The 17,120-nt window shown below is 57.0% G+C and carries 10 protein-coding genes; 6 read left to right on the top strand and 4 right to left on the bottom strand.

Annotated features, from left to right (window positions below):
- Positions 1-532: 532 nt before the first annotated feature.
- From ABJK56_RS05580 to fusA, 3 genes are all read left to right on the top strand, one after another.
- A complete protein-coding gene (locus ABJK56_RS05580; RefSeq protein WP_347243678.1) occupies positions 533-1,468 on the top strand; it encodes a DUF362 domain-containing protein in 936 nt (311 codons plus the stop codon).
- Positions 1,465-3,105: a 4Fe-4S binding protein gene (locus tag ABJK56_RS05585; protein WP_347243679.1), complete on the top strand. Its 1,641-nt coding sequence runs from the start codon at positions 1,465-1,467 to the stop codon at positions 3,103-3,105. Before ABJK56_RS05580 ends, ABJK56_RS05585 begins: the two co-directional genes overlap by 4 nt.
- Positions 3,106-3,520: 415 nt before the next feature.
- Positions 3,521-5,641 carry an elongation factor G gene (fusA, locus tag ABJK56_RS05590; RefSeq protein WP_347243680.1) on the top strand — a complete coding sequence of 707 codons (2,121 nt, stop codon included), beginning with the start codon at positions 3,521-3,523 and terminating at the stop codon, positions 5,639-5,641.
- 154 nt (positions 5,642-5,795) lie between these two features.
- On the opposite strand, the gene larA is transcribed toward fusA, so the two are convergent.
- The 4 genes from larA to ABJK56_RS05610 all read right to left on the bottom strand — a co-directional run bounded on the left by larA (position 5,796) and on the right by ABJK56_RS05610 (position 10,144).
- Entirely contained in the window at positions 5,796-7,088 is a 1,293-nt protein-coding gene (gene larA, locus ABJK56_RS05595; RefSeq protein ID WP_347243681.1) for a nickel-dependent lactate racemase, read from the bottom strand.
- 109 nt (positions 7,089-7,197) lie between these two features.
- Positions 7,198-7,413 carry a small basic protein gene (locus ABJK56_RS05600; RefSeq protein WP_347243682.1) on the bottom strand — a complete coding sequence of 72 codons (216 nt, stop codon included), beginning with the start codon at positions 7,411-7,413 and terminating at the stop codon, positions 7,198-7,200.
- A gap of 216 nt (positions 7,414-7,629) precedes the next feature.
- Positions 7,630-8,823, bottom strand: coding sequence for a hypothetical protein (locus tag ABJK56_RS05605; protein WP_347243683.1), 1,194 nt, complete (start codon positions 8,821-8,823; stop codon positions 7,630-7,632).
- A gap of 55 nt (positions 8,824-8,878) precedes the next feature.
- Complete coding sequence (locus ABJK56_RS05610; RefSeq protein ID WP_347243684.1) at positions 8,879-10,144, bottom strand: glucose-1-phosphate adenylyltransferase; 1,266 nt, start codon at positions 10,142-10,144, stop codon at positions 8,879-8,881.
- 325 nt (positions 10,145-10,469) lie between these two features.
- On the opposite strand from ABJK56_RS05610, the gene dnaE reads away from it, so the two are divergent.
- The 3 genes from dnaE to ABJK56_RS05625 all read left to right on the top strand — a co-directional run bounded on the left by dnaE (position 10,470) and on the right by ABJK56_RS05625 (position 16,849).
- Positions 10,470-14,039, top strand: a complete 3,570-nt coding sequence (gene dnaE / locus ABJK56_RS05615) for a DNA polymerase III subunit alpha (RefSeq protein ID WP_347243685.1) — start codon at positions 10,470-10,472, stop codon at positions 14,037-14,039.
- Between the two features lie 708 nt (positions 14,040-14,747).
- Positions 14,748-15,920, top strand: coding sequence for a DUF1559 domain-containing protein (locus ABJK56_RS05620; RefSeq protein ID WP_347243686.1), 1,173 nt, complete (start codon positions 14,748-14,750; stop codon positions 15,918-15,920).
- A gap of 323 nt (positions 15,921-16,243) precedes the next feature.
- Positions 16,244-16,849, top strand: a complete 606-nt coding sequence (locus ABJK56_RS05625; protein WP_347243687.1) for a hypothetical protein — start codon at positions 16,244-16,246, stop codon at positions 16,847-16,849.
- Positions 16,850-17,120 lie beyond the last annotated feature (271 nt).

Below are 17,120 nucleotides of genomic sequence, written 5' to 3' on the forward strand. Positions count from 1 at the left end.
CGCTCTTCAGACGAGAAGTAATCAAACGGCCTAGCCGCCGCGCCTCGGTAATTCCCGCAAGTCCAGACGCAGCCCGCGAGGCTTCTAGGTTCTCTCCCAGACGATAGGGTTTTAGCTACCCAGTCATTGTCCCTTGCATGCCGCCTGTATTGTACCCTGGATTTCCTCCTCCTGAGCACGCAGAAAGGATCCGTGCATGGCGGGAGGAATTGCGGCTAAGTCATTGCCGATCAAGCGTTAGGGGAGAATCAGCAGCGTGCGTTGCACCGGGGCGCGTGAAATCCTCACCGCCGAGATCGCCTTGCGACACTGCGCGGAACCCACCAAAGCACGGCCTTTCGACTGTCAAGCGAGTTTCCCTTTTTTTAACAGTCGCGCTTGTAAAATCTTGCCGTTGCGGCTATGCTGTTAATCAGGTTATGCGGTACTGTATTTCCCTTATTTATCCTGCCTGCGTTTTGTACAGATTTGCTGTCTGACATTCGACTGACCGAAGTTTCGCGCCATTCCTTTTTGCATGGGGGGAGCACCAATGCACGCGAAATCCACTCGCCGGGAGTTTCTCTGGCACTCTGCGGTCGCTACGGGGGGACTGCTTCTGCCTGCTCAATCGAGCTGGGCCGCGCCATCAGAAACCAAGATGGCCATCACAAAATGGGCGGGACCAGCCCCGCAATCACCCGCTGAATTTGCAAAGATCGCCACGCAACTCACCGAACAGGCCGTGGCAGCCCTCGGTGGCATGTCTCGGTTCGTCAAGCGGGGCGACGTGGTCTGGATCAAGCCAAACATCGGGTGGGACCGCACCCCGGAGCTGGGCGCCAACACCAATCCTGATGTGGTGGCTACTCTCGTCCGGTTGTGCCTGGACGCAGGGGCCAAGGTCGTCAAAGTTGGCGACAATCCCTGTGACCTTGCGCAGAAGGCCTACGCCTCCAGCGGAATCGCCGATGCTGCTCGCAAAGCCGGTGCGCAGGTCATTTTCCTCGACCGGGACCGCTTCCGGGAAATGGACATCAAAGGCGAGCGCGTCAAGAGTATTCCCGTTTATCCCGAAATTGTGGAAAGCGACGTGGTCATCAACGTCCCCATCGCCAAGCACCACGTTCTGGCAACCGCCACGTTGTGCATGAAAAACTACATGGGAGTCATCGAAAACCGCCGCGTTTTCCACCAGGACATTCCCACCTGCCTTGCCGACATCACTCGATTTATGCGGCCCACCCTGTGTTTGCTGGATTGCACGCGGGTGATGCTCGCTCATGGTCCCAAGGGCGGTAACATCCAGGACGTGGCGGTTCGGCTCACACTGGCCGCCGGAACCGACATCGTCGCTCTGGATGCCTTCGGTGCGGAGATGCTGGGACGCAAGCCGACGGACATCGGCTCCATCGTGAAAGGGCATCAGGTAGGTTTGGGAACCATGGATTACCGCTCGCTGCAACCCAAGGAGATCACCCTTTCATGAAACGACGTCTGCCCTTTCGCCGGTGGATACGGCGGGTGATGCAGATTGTCTTTTTGCTGGCTTTTATCGGGCTCATATTCGCCACCCGCCCTGTTCCCGGAGAAACACCTTCCTGGTGGCTGAAAGCGTATTTTCTCGCCGATCCGCTCATCCTGCTTTTGACCGTTCTGGCGGCACATGCGGTGCCGCTACTGGCCCTTTTCTCGTTGGTCACGGTTGTGCTGACAGTTATTCTGGGACGCGTTTTCTGCGGGTGGATCTGTCCCTTAGGAACCGTCCACGCGATGACCGGCTGGGCCCTGGATAAGGTGCAAAAACCTGCCAAACGCCGTGACACCTTTTCACCCTGGCAAAAAGCGAAGTACTACATTCTGGGCGGGGCCCTCGTCATGGCCCTGCTGGGTGGGCACTGGATCACCATTTTTGATCCACTGGTCCTCCTTTACCGCACGGCAACCACGTCTATTCTTCCGGCAGCCCAATGGGGAATTGAGACGGGGGCCAACGCGGTTTATCAGACGGATCCGCGGCTTGGCCGCTTCAAACTGACGAGCGTCACGGAACCGGCTTATCAATATCTGCGCAATCACGTCTTTGTGCTGCCCAAGCAGGCGTTTTTGGGGACGGGGCTGATTCTCGCTTTTTTTATTGCGATTCTGGCAGCCAACGCCTATCGGCGGCGATTCTGGTGCCGATATCTGTGTCCGCTGGGGGCCCTGCTGGGTCTGCTCGCCAAACGACCCATGCTCCGCAGGGCGGTGGCCTCGGAGAGTTGCAACGAATGCGGCCTGTGCACCACAGCCTGTCATGGGGCTTCGGCAAGTGGATTTGGAAGCGGCTGGAAGCCCAGCGAATGCTTTGTCTGCCTGAACTGCTCCACAACCTGCCCTCGGGATGCATGCGAGTTCACTTTCCAGCCGGCTATCTGGCGTAAGGAACCGGCCGTCCAGCCGGTGGGCCTGACGCGGCGGGGAGTCCTTTGGGCGGCGGTAGGAGGATTGGCGGGTTTCGCATTCCTGCGGACCACCCCGCAGGGACGCGGCTCGGTGTATCATCCCCGGCTTATCCGCCCACCTGGATCCCGACCCGAGCCGGACTTTCTCGCCCGTTGCACCGCTTGTGGGATGTGCATGAAAGTGTGTCCCACCGGTGGCCTGCAACCTGCCATCACGGAAGCAGGTTTGGAAGGCCTCTTCACACCCCACCTGGTGCCCATCATCGGATATTGCGATTACACCTGCACGGCCTGCGGGCATGTTTGCCCCACCGAGGCAATTCGACCGCTGACCGAGGAGGAGAAGCACCAGATCAAGATCGGTCTGGCGGCGTTCGATGTGACGCGCTGCATTCCGTACGTCTACGGACGGAATTGCGTGGTGTGCGAAGAACACTGCCCCATCCCCGAAAAGGCGATCTACTGCGTGGAAACCGAGGTGGAGCTCCGCGAAGGGAAAAAACGGTTGATCAAGCTGCCAAAGGTGGACCCGGAAAAGTGCATCGGCTGCGGTGTCTGCGAATACGTGTGTCCGCTGGACGACGCCCCCGGTATTCGGGTGATCACCACGAATGAAACCCGCCACGAGCGCCACCAGGCCCTTCTTCCCGAAGTCGAAAGCGAAGAAGAGCTGCCGTACTGAACCGGCGCTCACACTGTCTTGCGGCCCGGCAGTTGGGGGACGTTAGACGCGCACGACGTGCGCTCCTCCGGTTCGTTCTTTATAAACTTCCCCCAGCGCGCTGTGGACAAACCCTTGACTGTGGCTTAGAATGAATCAACCCGTCATGGCAAGGGGTGCTGGACGCTCCTGGTAACCACATGGAGTGCCGAGGTCCAAGCACGACTGGGGCAGAGTAACACGGAATCCCGCCCCGCTGGCCGAAGGGTCTCGTTTCGCCAACCATCCAGTTCAGCCTTTCCGGTCGCTTGTCGAGCTTAGCGCCACGATGATGAGCGGGAGGGAATTTTTGTCAAAATTTCAGAACAATCGTTCGATTGCCATTAGATAGCCAAAAAGCATTTTTTGTCAGAAACAACTCAGATCTCGACGCTTTATGCCCAACGCTGAACCCCTGAAAAACATTCGCAACATCGGTATTTCCGCCCACATCGATTCCGGAAAGACCACGCTCAGCGAGCGGATCCTGTACTACACAGGTCGGATCCATCGGATCGGCGAGGTCCACGGGGATGGGCCCGGCGCCACCATGGACTACATGGAGCTGGAACGGGAACGCGGGATCACCATCACCAGTGCCGCCACCACCGTCCGCTGGGGAGAAGCCGTCATCAACCTCATCGACACTCCCGGCCACGTCGATTTCACGATTGAAGTGGAGCGGAGTCTACGGGTATTGGACGGGGCGATTCTGGTCCTCTGCGCGGTGGGTGGTGTCCAGGCGCAGTCGCTTACTATTGATCGCCAGATGCGGCGCTACCACGTGCCCCGGCTGGCGTTTATCAACAAGATGGATCGCGTAGGAGCCGATCCGTTCCGGGTGGTTCAGCAGATGAAGGATCGCCTGGACTGCGATGCGGTCCTCATGCAACTCCCCATCGGCCGGGAGTCGGACTTCCGTGGGGTCATCGACCTGGTGACCATGGAGGCCGTTTATTTCGACGGTGCCCATGGAGAACATGTTCGTCGGGAGGCAATTCCCGGGGAACTGATGGAATCCGCCCGGCAGGCCCGGCAGCACATGCTCGAATCGCTCGCCATGTACAGCGACGAGCTTTTGGAAATCTTGCTGGCGGAAGAGGAACCCCCGCAGGAGCTGATCTGGCGAGTTGCCAAGGCGGCCACATGCAGCCTTCAAATGACTCCTGTCTTCCTTGGTTCTGCTTTCAAGAATAAGGGGGTGCAACCGCTTTTGGATGCCGTAGTTCGTCTTTTGCCTTCTCCGCTGGAAGTGGAAGTCCGCGCGATTCCGCCGGGAGAAGAAACGGCCAGCATGCTCCTTTCCGCGGACCCTGCCGCACCGGCTGTGGCCATGGCCTTCAAACTGGTGGAAGATCCCTTTGGAGCGCTCACGTTTCTGCGCGTGTATCAAGGCACGCTCTGTAAAGGCGGATACTACTACAATCAGCGGACGGGCAAGCGCGAGCGATTCGGTCGCATCGTGCGGATGCACGCCGACAAACGAGAGGAGATCGAGGGGGCCACCGCTGGTGACATCGTGGCGGTGGTCGGTTTGGACGCCGCCAGCGGAGATACGTATGCCGAATCCTACCCCGCCTGCACGCTGGAGCGGATGTACATCCCCGAGCCGGTCATCAAGATGTCCATCACCCCGGTGGAACGCAATGCGGCGGAACGTCTGGCGAAAGCTCTTGCTCGATTCCGCCGTGAAGACCCCACTCTCCACGTAACCATCGACGAGGAAAGTGGCGAAACGCTCATCGCGGGAATGGGCGAACTCCATCTCGACATCTACGTGGAACGGTTGCGGAGAGAATACGGGGTGGATGTGCTTGTGGGCGCGCCCAAAGTCAACTATCGGGAAGCCCCCACGGAACCCACCACATTCAACGTGCGGCATCGCAAACAGACAGGCGGTGCCGGTCAGTACGCCCATATCATCGGAAAGATGGAACCTCTCCCCGAGGACAGCGAAGAAACGTTCGTGTTCGAAGAATGCATCGTCGGTGGCCGAATTCCCAAGCAGTACATTCCGGCCATCGAGAAAGGACTCCGCAGCAGCCTGGAAAAAGGACCCCTGGCCGGTTATCCCATCGTGGGCCTGAAGGTCATCGTGGAAGACGGCTCCTACCATGAAGTGGACAGCTCCGACCTGGCATTTCAGATTTGCGCACAGATGGTCATGCGCGAGGCCTTCCCGCAGACCCGACCGGTGCTCCTCGAACCGATCATGAAAATCGAGATTGAGTGTCCCGAATCGGCGCAGGGATCAGTCGTGGGGGACCTCATCGGCCGCCGCGGTGTTGTCCTGGGGACACATTCGCTGGGCAATCTCGTGAGGATCGAAGGCGAAGTCCCGCTCGCCGAAACGTTCGGTTACTCCACCACGCTGCGAAGTCTTACCCAGGGGCAGGGAACGTTCAGTCTCGAGTTCTCCAAGTACCGCCGGGTACCACCATCCATCCAGGAAGAGATCATCCTTCAGCGGAAGCGGAATCGCACTTCCAGCGGCTCCGGTGTTTCCGCCAGGACGTGATCTGCCCTCCTTTGCGTTTGGAGGTGGGAAGGGCCAAAATCGCAGTGCGCTGAAGGCGCACTTGATGAATTAGCCCTACCCTGAAGCAGGGACTACCTCCGGAACCCGATCGCGTGGAACTGTTTTCAGCTCAAGCGGCCGGCGTCACGGAGAACTATCGCGCAGTCGCCATTTGCGGTTCAACATCCGCGATCAGATACGGTCCCTTGGGAATAACCGCCACCGTCATATTCGGGCCGTATCGGCGGCGACACTCCGCCAGAGCCGCTTCCACGCTGGGAGCACTCTCCACGAAGAGCCGCTCGAGTTGTGTCGCGGACAACCCCTCGGTGACCACGACAATCCGAGCCTTGCGGCGAACCTTGGCCATCTCTTCCAGTTGCCACTGGTCCATGCGGAAATAGTTGCCCTGAGTGATTCGCTCCATGAATTCATCCAGCGAGGAGTGCTCCCGGAAGATCTGTTGGAATTCCGGACTGCCGATGCCCTCGGAGATCTCCGCAGCGAGAATGACCGTACCGCCGGGTTTCACAATCGGTTCCGCCGCCACCATGCCCTTGACGGATTGATAAAACGTGGCGTCCAGGGGATAACCGGCCGAGGTGGTCACCACGACATCCACGGGCTCGGGCACCGTGTCGCGAACCATCGTGTCTACGAAGCGGACGCCTTCCAGAAAGGCGGCTTCCATGTCCCCCGCCACCGCATGCACGACTCGCCGTTCCTCATCCAGGACCACATTGACGATGAAATCGCAGCCCGCCCGACGAGCGATCCAGGTGTTTTCCTCGTGCACGGGGTTCCCTTCCAGCACACCGCTGCGGGCCCGGGGATGTTCGAGGAATCGGGGAGAATGCCATGCGCGAACGGTTTCCAGGGCCGCCAGGCCGGGGCAAACAAGTTTCCGGCCTCCAGAGTAGCCGGCCATGAAATGCGGCTCAATCAGGCCCACCGTGATCTTCAAGTCCGCCTGCAGATAGCGGCGATCAATCCAGATCGGCACTCCGCGGGGGCTTTCGCCCAAATACTCATGCTCGTGGGGATCCAGGCCCGAGTGATTCTCCACCCAGTACTTCTCCGTGATCTCCTTCCCCAGAATTTGGATCAGTTCGTTGCCGAGATTTGGCCGGTGCAGCCCCGTGGCAATGAGAATGAGAATCCTTTCCCGAGGGATGCCCGCCATCTCCAAAATGGGAAGCATCTCGGAAAGGATTAATTCATTGGGAACAGGTCGGGTGATATCGCAGACGGCGATGCAGGCCGATCGCCTACCAGCGGCAATCTCTGCAAGCGGGGGAGTTCCGATCGGCCGCCAAAGAAGTTCCCGAATGACCGCCCGGGGATCAGCCAGAGGCTCTGCTGGGCGATACCGAAGGATTTTGACGAGGTTCTCGTCGGGCAGCTCCGCATAAAGGCCCGACCGGCCGTAGTCCAGCTTGACGCGCATAATGGGAACCCTCTCTTAAGAGAGGATACAAATCCCGGCAATTGCCAGTTTCCTGGACCGAGCAAGCCACCCCCGGTCAACGTCCCCAGGCCAACGGGCGAGCCAGCGCTTACTTCTTTTGCTGACCCTGCGCAGCGGGGGCCTCTTTCTTCTTTTTCTTCTTCATGGAAATCTTGGGCACCCGAACTTTGGGCAAACCCAGCGGGCAGTCGCCATCCTTGAACTTTTCGAGTTCTTGGAGCCGTTTGATTCGCTCGGCCCGGGTGAGCACGCTCCGTATCTTTACCGCAGCTTTCCGGATACGGAGACTTCTGTCCATTGTCATGGCGTGAATCTCCTGCCGACAAATGGCCTCAAATTGTTTCCTTATTTTATGACCTTGCCACATCCGCCAATCATCCCCAAAGAGGGGATACTTGCTTCGGCGGCTGGGGGAACTTCAGTCCATCGCGCGGGAAACTCTCAGTATAGCGGCAATCGTTCATTGCCACAACGCTCCCCCACCATCGAGAACGGGGCACCTTCCACCGGGCAGACACGATTATTTCTTGTGGTTTGCCGGGAGAGCGATCGTTGCCACCCGGCCCACACCCCCACCCAGGGCATCGCAGACCCGAAGCCGGAATTCCCACGGCCGGGCCCAATCTTGTGTCTGCTCATTTTGACAAATTTTGAGCAGGAGCTGATTCTTTCCAGGTTTCAGACGGCACTCCACGCGGTACTGGTCGTCCTCGTAGCCTGAATGGTACACATGGAAGACAGCAAGCAACTGGCCATTGAGCCACAATTTTGTGGCGTTGGGAGTGGCCCAGCGAATCTCTGCCGGTTGTTCTTTCTCCACCTCGATTACCGCCCAGGCGTAGGCTGTAACGCCTTTTTCTTCTCCCAGAATCGCATTGAGATCCACCCGCCCATGGACGTCATCGATGGTGACTACCTTCCACGTCACCTCCCCGTGTTTGCCGGGATATTTTTGGTGAGGGTCAAGAGTTGTTTCCGGGGGAAAAGCCGTATCAAATCCACTGTCGCCCGTGTTCTCAAACGGTCCCACCACCAGCCAAGACCGTATATAGCCGTAATGAGCGGCCAAATCGACGGGCTTTTCTAGTTGTTCTAACCATCCGGCGATTTTTTCCACCTGATCGCGATCGCGCGCTGCTTCGAAAATTCGTTCCAATTGGGCAGCGACGGTTCGACGGACGTCCGCGTCTTCGACACGACTCAAAAACGAGTCGAGGTCACCGAGTTTTTGTATCGCCGCTTCAATTGCCGCGCGACGGAGCTGCGGGGCCGGATCGTCGAGCGATGCTTCGAGAATTTTGGCCGCTAATTCGGGCGACTGCTCGTCCAAGCGCTGCCATGCCCACCAGCGGATCTTTGGTTGAGCTGCACGATTTTCGACCACCGATAAAAAAACGGCATCCGGAATTTTTCTGGAGTTGGCGCGTTCCACGTCCACGATATAGTCTGCCGCTGTCACGATCCAGTTGAGGGCCACAGGATTGGCCCGCGATGCCGCCTCGAGAAGCGCCGGCAAAGAGGCTGGGCCCCGAGCGACAATGCGATCCCATGCAGATGCCGCGTTTTCCTGTTCGACCCCGTTCTTATCTGCGCGGAGGAGAATAGCCACGTCATCGCTGTCGCTGGTCACCTGGGCGGCCACAACGAAAAGCATCCCCCACCCAACGGTGAGCCATCCGATCACCGCAAGAATAGGGCGGAGTCTCTGCATCATGCGTCCCTCCCCAAAGCTGACACGATACCCACCGGGTGATCCCGCGACCCCAATATCAGAGAGCCCAATTGTCGGGCAGAACGGTTCCTTTGGGGATGACCGTGACCCCGTCGCGGATCATGCAATATTCCGTTTCCGGGGCCTCCTTGACACCGTCCGCGTTGACGATGCGGACATTCTTGCCGATGCGACAGTTCTTATCCACGATGGCGTTTTCAATGTAGCTGTTCTCACCGATCATAAGGGCCTGACGGTCTGCCGTGGGCGTCTCATAAAAGTCGTTCCCCATGATGACGGAATTCCGGATGACGCAGTTCGGACCGATAATACTCCGCAGACCGATGATACTGTTTTCGATCACAGCCCCCTCACCGATCACACAGCCGTCGGCCACAAGGCTCTCCCGAATATTTGCTCTTTCAATCCTCGAAGGCGGCAAGAAACGCGCGCGAGTGTAAATTGGTGCGTCCGGCTGGTCCAGGGCGAAAGGAGGCGACGGACGGGTGAGGGCGAGATTGGCCTCGAAAAAAGCTCCAATGGTTCCGATATCTTCCCAGTACCCATCGAAAAGATGCACATACACTCGCCGTGCACGGACGGAAGCGGGAAAGACCTCCTTGCCGAAATCACGGTACTCCGTTTTTTCGAGTACGTCCACTAGCGTCTGCCGGTTGAACAGGTAGATTCCCATATTGGCCAGGAAAGGTCGACCCTCCGCTTTGAGCCCGAACTGTGCAAACCATTCTGGATCAGTCCGCATGAAACTGAGCTCTTCCTGGGTTTTTGGTTTTTCCAGAAAGCCCATCACCCGGCCGGTCTCGTCGATCCTCATAATCCCCAACGCGGATGCGGCTTCAGCGGTCACGGGTAGCGCCGCAATTGTGACGTCAGCCTGAGTTCTTTGGTGCGTTTCTAAAAGTTTCCGAAAGTCCATCCGATAAAGCTGATCCCCAGAAAGAATAAGAACATAATCCACGTCATCGCGATCGATATACGAAAGATTTTGCCGAACCGCATCCGCAGTCCCCTGGTACCAATCGGTCCGCGTAAGGGTCTGCTGGGCTGCCAGAATCTCCACAAATCCTCGATGAAACAGGTCAAAGTTGTAAGTCGCCCGAATATGCCGGTGGAGACTCACCGAGTTGAACTGGGTAAGGACGTAAATTCGGTTGACTCCACTGTTGATGCAGTTAGAAAGAGGAATGTCGATGAGACGATACTTTCCAGCGATTGGGACGGCCGGCTTGGACCGATATTTGGTCAGCGGATAGAGTCGTGTTCCTCTTCCTCCCCCAAGGACAATTGCCAAAACATTGTTCATACGACCACCTATGCCGGGATGCCGAATCTCAGCTCATGACCAGACACTCCTCTTGCCATACTACCCAAAATTGAATGGGATGCAACCCGGCGGCGCGATGGCTCCCGTTTACGTCCGTGGATCATCGTTTTATCCTTTTGCGAAAGCCGGAACCAGGGAGCGATCGCACGCTCACGCACGAACCGTGTCCTCAATCTGTCAAGTCATGCCTCTGTTGGGGATTGCCACCACCCTGAAGGGCGCTCTTTTCCACATGGCAACCAGTGCTACAATCGGCAGAACACCTCACGGCACGATGCCTCGGTGACTTCTCGGAGGACGCAGCATGGCCACACCGCCATTTGTTCATCTTCACTGTCACAGCCATTACAGTCTGCTGGATGGTGCGGGCACGATTGATCGACTCCTTGACCGCACCCGTGATCTGTGCATGAACGCCCTGGCGCTCACGGATCACGGAAACCTGTACGGGGCTCTGGAGTTTTATCAAAAGGCCCGCGACCGCGGCATCAAGCCGATCATTGGATATGAGGCCTACATCGCGCCGGGCAGCCGATTCCAGCGGGAAGCGGTGAGCATGAAGGAGGCCAGCTACCATCTCACGCTGCTGGCGATGAACCGGCAGGGTTTCCAAAACCTGCTCAAGTTGGCATCAGCAGCGTATCTTGAGGGTTTCTACTATCGTCCGCGAATTGACAAGGAGCTGCTATCCCAGTATCACGAAGGCCTCATTTGCTTAAGTGGTTGCCCGTCGGGCGAGTTGGCGCGCACACTCCTTGCTAAGGAAGAGCCAGACGTCAAAAAAGGTTGCGAGGTGGCGGACTGGTTCCGCAGCCTGTTCGGCGATCGCTATTTCATCGAGATTCAGGACAACGGCACCGAAATTCAGCGTCAGGCGATGAAGGGAGCCGTGGAAGTTGCCCGAAAAATGAATATCCCCCTTGTCGCCACCAGCGACGTGCACTACGTCCTCCCCGAAGACGCCGACGCGCAGGACGTCCTCCTGTGCATCAATACCGGCAAGTTTCGCAACGATACCAACCGGATGCGGATGGATGGGCGAGAGTATTACCTGCGCTCTCCGGAACAGATGTACAGCGTGTTTTCCGGACTGGAAGACGCCGTGCGCCGTACGCAGGAAATCGCCGCCCTCATCGACCTGGAGTTGGAACTCGGACAGCGTCATTTCCCCATCTTTACCCCGCCGGAAGGCAAAACCGCGGAGGAATATCTCCGCGAGTTGTGTCTGGAAGGACTCAAAGAACGCTATCAGAACGACCCGCGGCGCTTTCGCGGTGGCCAGCTCGCGCCCGAAGTTCTTGAACGGCTGGAGAAAGAATTATTCGTGATCAATAAACTGGGCTTTGCCAACTATTTCTTGATCGTCTGGGACTTCGTGCGATTTGCGCGAAGCCGGGGAATTCAGGCGACAGCACGCGGTTCGGGCGTGGGTTCACTAGTCAGTTACGCGCTCAAGCTGAGTCACGTCTGTCCAATTGAGTATGGCCTGCTCTTCGAACGGTTTCTCGATCTCAACCGTCGGGAAGCGCCCGATATCGACATCGATTTCTGTCAGGAGCGGCGTGAGGAAGTCATTCAATACGTGAAGGAGAAATACGGCCACGACAACGTCGCGCAAATTTGTACCTTTGGCACAATGGCCGCCCGTGCTGCCATCCGCGACGTGGGTCGAGTCCTCGGACATCCGGTGGCCTTCGTCAACGAGATCACGGCCCTGGTTCCCGAAGGACCCAAGGTCACGCTTCAGGCAGCTCTGGAAAAGAGTGAAGATCTTCGCAAAAAATACGAGACCGACCTGCGGGTGCGGGAAATTATCGATTATGCAAGACAAATTGAGGGGCTTGCCCGAAACGTCGGCACTCACGCGGCGGGTGTCGTTATCGCCGATAAACCGCTGGTCGAGTATGTTCCCCTCCAGCATGTCCAGGGGAAGGAGGAAATTATCACCCAGTGGGCAATGGCGGACGTGGAACGGGCGGGCCTTTTGAAAATGGACTTTCTCGGCCTGCGCAACCTCACCCTCCTCTCCAAGGTCATCAAGCTCATCGAGGAAACAACAGGCGAACGTGTCGATCCTTATGCGTTTCCCCTCGACGACCGTGAGACGTATGACCTTCTCTCGCGGGGTGAAACGAAAGGCGTTTTCCAACTGGAAAGTGGGGGTATTCGCGAACTCCTCCAGCGCATGAAGCCTGACAATATCCGCGACATCATCGCGGTCAACGCCCTCTATCGCCCCGGACCGCTGGAGGGCGGGATGGTCGACGACTACATCGAAGTCAAACACGGTCGCAAGAAACCCGAGTACAAACACCCCGTGATGAAGGAAATCCTCGAAGAAACTCATGGGGTGATGGTCTATCAAGAGCAGGTCATGCAGATTCTCAATCGGCTGGGGGGCATCGAACTGGCCGACGCGTACACCTGCATCAAAGCAATCAGCAAGAAAAAACTCGACAAAATTGCCAAGTACCGGGAACAGTTCGTGGAAGGAGCCTGCGCCCAAGGGCTGAGCCGCCAGGATGCCGAGGAGCTTTTTAATCTCGTCGAGAAATTTGCCGGATACGGCTTCAACAAGAGCCACTCCACGGCCTACGCACGGATCGCTTATATTACGGCCTATCTCAAGGCTCATTATCCGCTCCAGTTCATGGCAGCCCTGCTCTCCAGCGACATCAGCAACCGCAATTTCACCCGCAAAGATTCCCTTGTCGAGCATCTCGAAGACTGCCACCGGATGGGCCTGGTCGTGTTGCCGCCGGACATCAACCGCTCGGAAGTGGAGTTCACCGTGGCCGACGGAAAAATCGTCTTCGGGCTGGCAGCCATCAAGGGCTGCGGGGGATCGGCGGCGGAACGCATTGTCGAGGAACGTCGGCGAAACGGGCCCTACAAAAGTCTCTTCGAATTCTGCGAACGACTCGATGAAGCAGCGGTCAACCGTTCGGCAATCGAATCCCTCATCAAGGCCGGGGCGTTTGATTCGCTCGGAGTAAGGCGCTCACAACTATGGGCAGTCCTCGACCAGGCCATTCACGCCGGAGCCAGCGCCGCCGAAGATCGACGCATCGGCCAGTTGAGCCTCTTCGGAGATAACAGCGAATCTGTGTCCTCTGTTGAGGAGCGGCTGCCTGACATCCCGGAATGGGAAGACCACGAAAAGCTCGCCCGAGAAAAAGAGGTGCTGGGATTTTACTTTTCCAGTCATCCGCTCCGGGAGTACGAGCAGATGCTCCGCCGTTATTGCACCCACACCATCGATGAACTGGGGCAACTTCCCCAAGGCACGGAAGTGGTAGTTGGCGGCGTCGTGTCGGCGATCGTCACCAGACACACGCGAACAGTGCGGACCGACGGCCCCACCAAGTTCGCCATGTTCGATCTGGAAGATATGTCCGGGATCGTGCGGTGCATCCTCTGGCCGGAGCCGTACGCCCGGCTGGGTCATCTATTGAAGGATGATGCCGTTCTCGTAGCCCTCGCCACAGTAGACAAACGCGGAGGTGGTGAAGAAGCCACATTGATCGTCCAGGAGCTTGTCCCGGTGGATGAGCTTCGCCGTCGCTTCACGCGGGGAATAGAAATCCGGCTTTCCGAGCCGCAACACGGCCCGGACATCCTCACCGACCTCTACCGCATCGTGCGTGAACATCCCGGCCCGTGCTCCCTGCAGCTATTAATCCAGCTTGCGGATGGCCGCCGCGTCCTCATGGCCTGTGACGGGCTGGGAGTGCGCCTGGATGAAGAACTTGAAAAGCAGCTGGAAAGCCTCCTGGGAAAAGATTCGCTGGGGTATCTTGCAGCTCGCCCCAATGTCCGCGGAAATGGGGGCAATGGGAATGGCAATGCTCGGAACGGTTCCTACCGCCGCTGACTATCAATCACTTGTCACACGTCTTTAAGATTTCCCCGTCTACCAGGTGTGGTGATTGGGGGGATACTTCGACCACGTTATGACCGCCACCGTCGTGACACCGGTACGTGCCCAAGCATTCTCCCAGCCATTCACTCCACTTCTGTGTGGAGGTCCACCGGCATGGCGAGAATCTTCTGCCGCAGCTCTTCCACGAGTTAGGGATGACACTGGGTTTTGTCGCGCAGGCCTACGCCCTTGTTCTGTAACCGAACATCCACCATCTCCGCTTGGCGTTAAGGAGTACCCGGCACACCTAACGGTCTCGTAGGCTGGGGACAAATTTCAAAACAGGATGGAATGGCAGAACAACCAGAATATTGGCATCGCATCTGCTCCAAAAGAGGGCCCAATGAGGCTCGATATTAACTAAATACTAAACATTCATACTACACTACATAGCGAGAGTAGCGGGCAGCCGATGCCTTATTGCTGCAAACCAAATCACAGCAGAGCGTTAAGGCGTGGTTCACTTAAACCAAAACCGGGTGTCGCTGGCGCGGAATCAGTCTAGGCGCGTCCAGGCTGCCACAAAGTTACTCGCAAAATTCTTGCACTAATTGGAGACGAAGCTAAAATAACGAGCGGTTGGTGGGCCGCCATACATGTTTCGTCAAATAATCTGTTCGGGTTCATTGGACCTTCTTGCTCAAGCGCGGAGGTGGAGCGATGAGTAAAGTCAAAACCAAACAACCGTGTGACAAAAGAGGGGGCTTTGTTCCCATAGATCGCGAATTGGCGAACGGTTTCACTCTCGTGGAACTATTAGTCGTTATTGCCATAATCGGCATTTTGATCGCACTACTGCTCCCCGCCGTGCAGGCAGCGCGGGAGGCTGCAAGACGTAGCCAGTGCACGAACAATTTGAAGCAACTTGGACTCGGCCTTCACAATTATCACGACGTAAACGGAACCCTGGTTTACCGCGCGGGAGGGACTAACTCAGGCTATGGTGGTCTTCCTTGGGGTTGGGCAGCTAACTGGGAACAACGGTCCGGGTTCGTCTCCTTGCTTCCCTATATCGAGCAAAAGGCGATGTACGACCAGATTCGCGCTGGAGACCCAACCGGGGCCACAAACGGTGGACAACCCGTAGCCCCTGAGGGGGGTTGGCCGCACTGGGGCTGGAGTGTGTGGAATAACTCACCCGATGTTCTGCTTTGCCCGTCCAACGATGGGATTCCCGACAAGAATGGCCGGCATACGGCTTACGCTTTTTGCGTGGGGGACCAAGTACAAAACGCAAACAATTCGACGGACGTTCGCGGACTATTTTGCAGAAACACGACTTATCGCTTTTCCGACATTATCGACGGAACAAGTAACACGATCGCGATGAGCGAACAAATCGTGCAAGATAGAGGTGGTGTCGGTGATATGGGATCCGATTACACCACGCAGCGCAATGGCGAAGTTGAGCATGTTAAGGCAATCACAACAGCGGTTGGGGGGCTCGCAGCATCCCCCATCAACTGCCTCGCGACAACCGATGGCAAGTACTATCTGGCGGGACGGCCCGTCAACAGCCGCCGCGGAGTGAAATGGACATTCGGTCTGTCCATTTATGTGGGCTTTAACACTGTACTGCCTCCTAACAGCCCCAGTTGTGCTGAGACTCAAAATAGCTGGGGCTGGGACAACAATGTCGTGTTACCCCCGAGCAGCCGGCATCCCGGGGGCGTGAACTGTTTGTTTGCGGATGGATCAGTGAGGTTCATTTCGCAGACGATTGATACGGGTAATTTGGCAGCATTCCAGCCGATGCAAGGGCAGAGCGTTTACGGTGTGTGGGGAGCACTTGGATCTCGCGCAGGTGGTGAAAGTGTTTCTGCGGGCTTTTAATGCTCCTAGAGCGTCTGTGACCAACCGCCGGTGCCTATTTGATTTCCCCTTGAATCAAGCCGGTTCACATACCTTTTTTTCATGCGGGGGAAATGGGAACTTCACGCCAAGCACGCTGAACATCTGTCCTGCGGGAGCTGACACGCACCCCACGGGTTATTTTAGTGGATTGATTGAGACGGTAGGCCTTCGGATGGCTTCCGTCTTGCAGTGCGCACAATCGAGATGGCATAACAAATGAGCGAAGAAGATGCCAGCGGCAGGCGTTAGTCGGAGATGCATCGCTGTTAGCAGCCAAATGATGGATTTTCGGGAGGCATGCCATGCGAACTGACGCGCGTTTTAGAAGTTCCGCGACAACAACTCCGAGGCATTGCCCACAAGTGCGTTTTCTGTCGCAACTCGTCGTCGCGACCAACCGTATTATTCGGACATCCTTGGTGTGCCTACTGGTCTTTTTCTCCGCCGGTGTGGCGATGACGGGGTGCTCGAATCAACCATCGAAACCGAAAACCTACCCAGTGACAGGAACGGTCACGTTCAACGGCAAACCCGTGGAGGGTGCTACAGTCACTTTCGTGCCTAAGGATCCTAACGCCGGGGATCCAAAACCCCGGGCGGCCACAGCCATTACTGACGCGAATGGCCGATATACAATCGGCACGTTTGCAACGGGCGATGGAGCAATCCCCGGAGAATATTTAGTCAAAGTGACCAAGTATCGGGTTCCAAGTCAGCAGCAACAGGCTGCAAGGGAGGACCCCGAAAGTGAAATGCAGGCTTACTTACAGTATCAGCAAGCGCCACAGCAAGCGAAAACGGGACCCCAAAATGAACTTCCGGCTAAGTATGAAAATGAGAAGACGTCCGGGTTATTCATAACTGTTCAGCCAGGCGAGAACACCTTCAACATCGATCTTAAACCGTAGGAAGGGGCAAATCCCGCTGGTCGATTTCGGGCCTTAACGTCAAATGTCGCGGCTAAATATCAAAGCTGCGGCATGCGGTGACGTAAGGATTGGCTTGTACACTCGCTCTTCAATTTCAATTTGATTAAAGACAAAAGCTGTTCAAAGGGACCATCGGCGAGCAACCCGTGCCACCGTCACAGTCGACGCACGGCCGCTTTGCAGAGCCGCAGTCGCTTCACTCCACTTCTGTGTGGAGGTCCACCGGCATGGCGAGAATCTTCTGCCGCAG

This window comes from Thermogutta sp. (genome assembly GCF_039793925.1).
Taxonomy (GTDB): Bacteria; Planctomycetota; Planctomycetia; order Pirellulales; family Thermoguttaceae; genus Thermogutta.

Coding starts and splice junctions, on each gene's coding strand:
- ABJK56_RS05580 (WP_347243678.1), top strand. CDS start 533: ATGCACGCGAAATCCACTCGCCGGGAGTTTCTCTGGCACTCTGCGGTC.
- ABJK56_RS05585 (WP_347243679.1), top strand. CDS start 1,465: ATGAAACGACGTCTGCCCTTTCGCCGGTGGATACGGCGGGTGATGCAG.
- fusA (WP_347243680.1), top strand. CDS start 3,521: ATGCCCAACGCTGAACCCCTGAAAAACATTCGCAACATCGGTATTTCC.
- larA (WP_347243681.1), bottom strand. CDS start 7,088: ATGCGCGTCAAGCTGGACTACGGCCGGTCGGGCCTTTATGCGGAGCTG.
- ABJK56_RS05600 (WP_347243682.1), bottom strand. CDS start 7,413: ATGACAATGGACAGAAGTCTCCGTATCCGGAAAGCTGCGGTAAAGATA.
- ABJK56_RS05605 (WP_347243683.1), bottom strand. CDS start 8,823: ATGATGCAGAGACTCCGCCCTATTCTTGCGGTGATCGGATGGCTCACC.
- ABJK56_RS05610 (WP_347243684.1), bottom strand. CDS start 10,144: ATGAACAATGTTTTGGCAATTGTCCTTGGGGGAGGAAGAGGAACACGA.
- dnaE (WP_347243685.1), top strand. CDS start 10,470: ATGGCCACACCGCCATTTGTTCATCTTCACTGTCACAGCCATTACAGT.
- ABJK56_RS05620 (WP_347243686.1), top strand. CDS start 14,748: ATGAGTAAAGTCAAAACCAAACAACCGTGTGACAAAAGAGGGGGCTTT.
- ABJK56_RS05625 (WP_347243687.1), top strand. CDS start 16,244: ATGCGAACTGACGCGCGTTTTAGAAGTTCCGCGACAACAACTCCGAGG.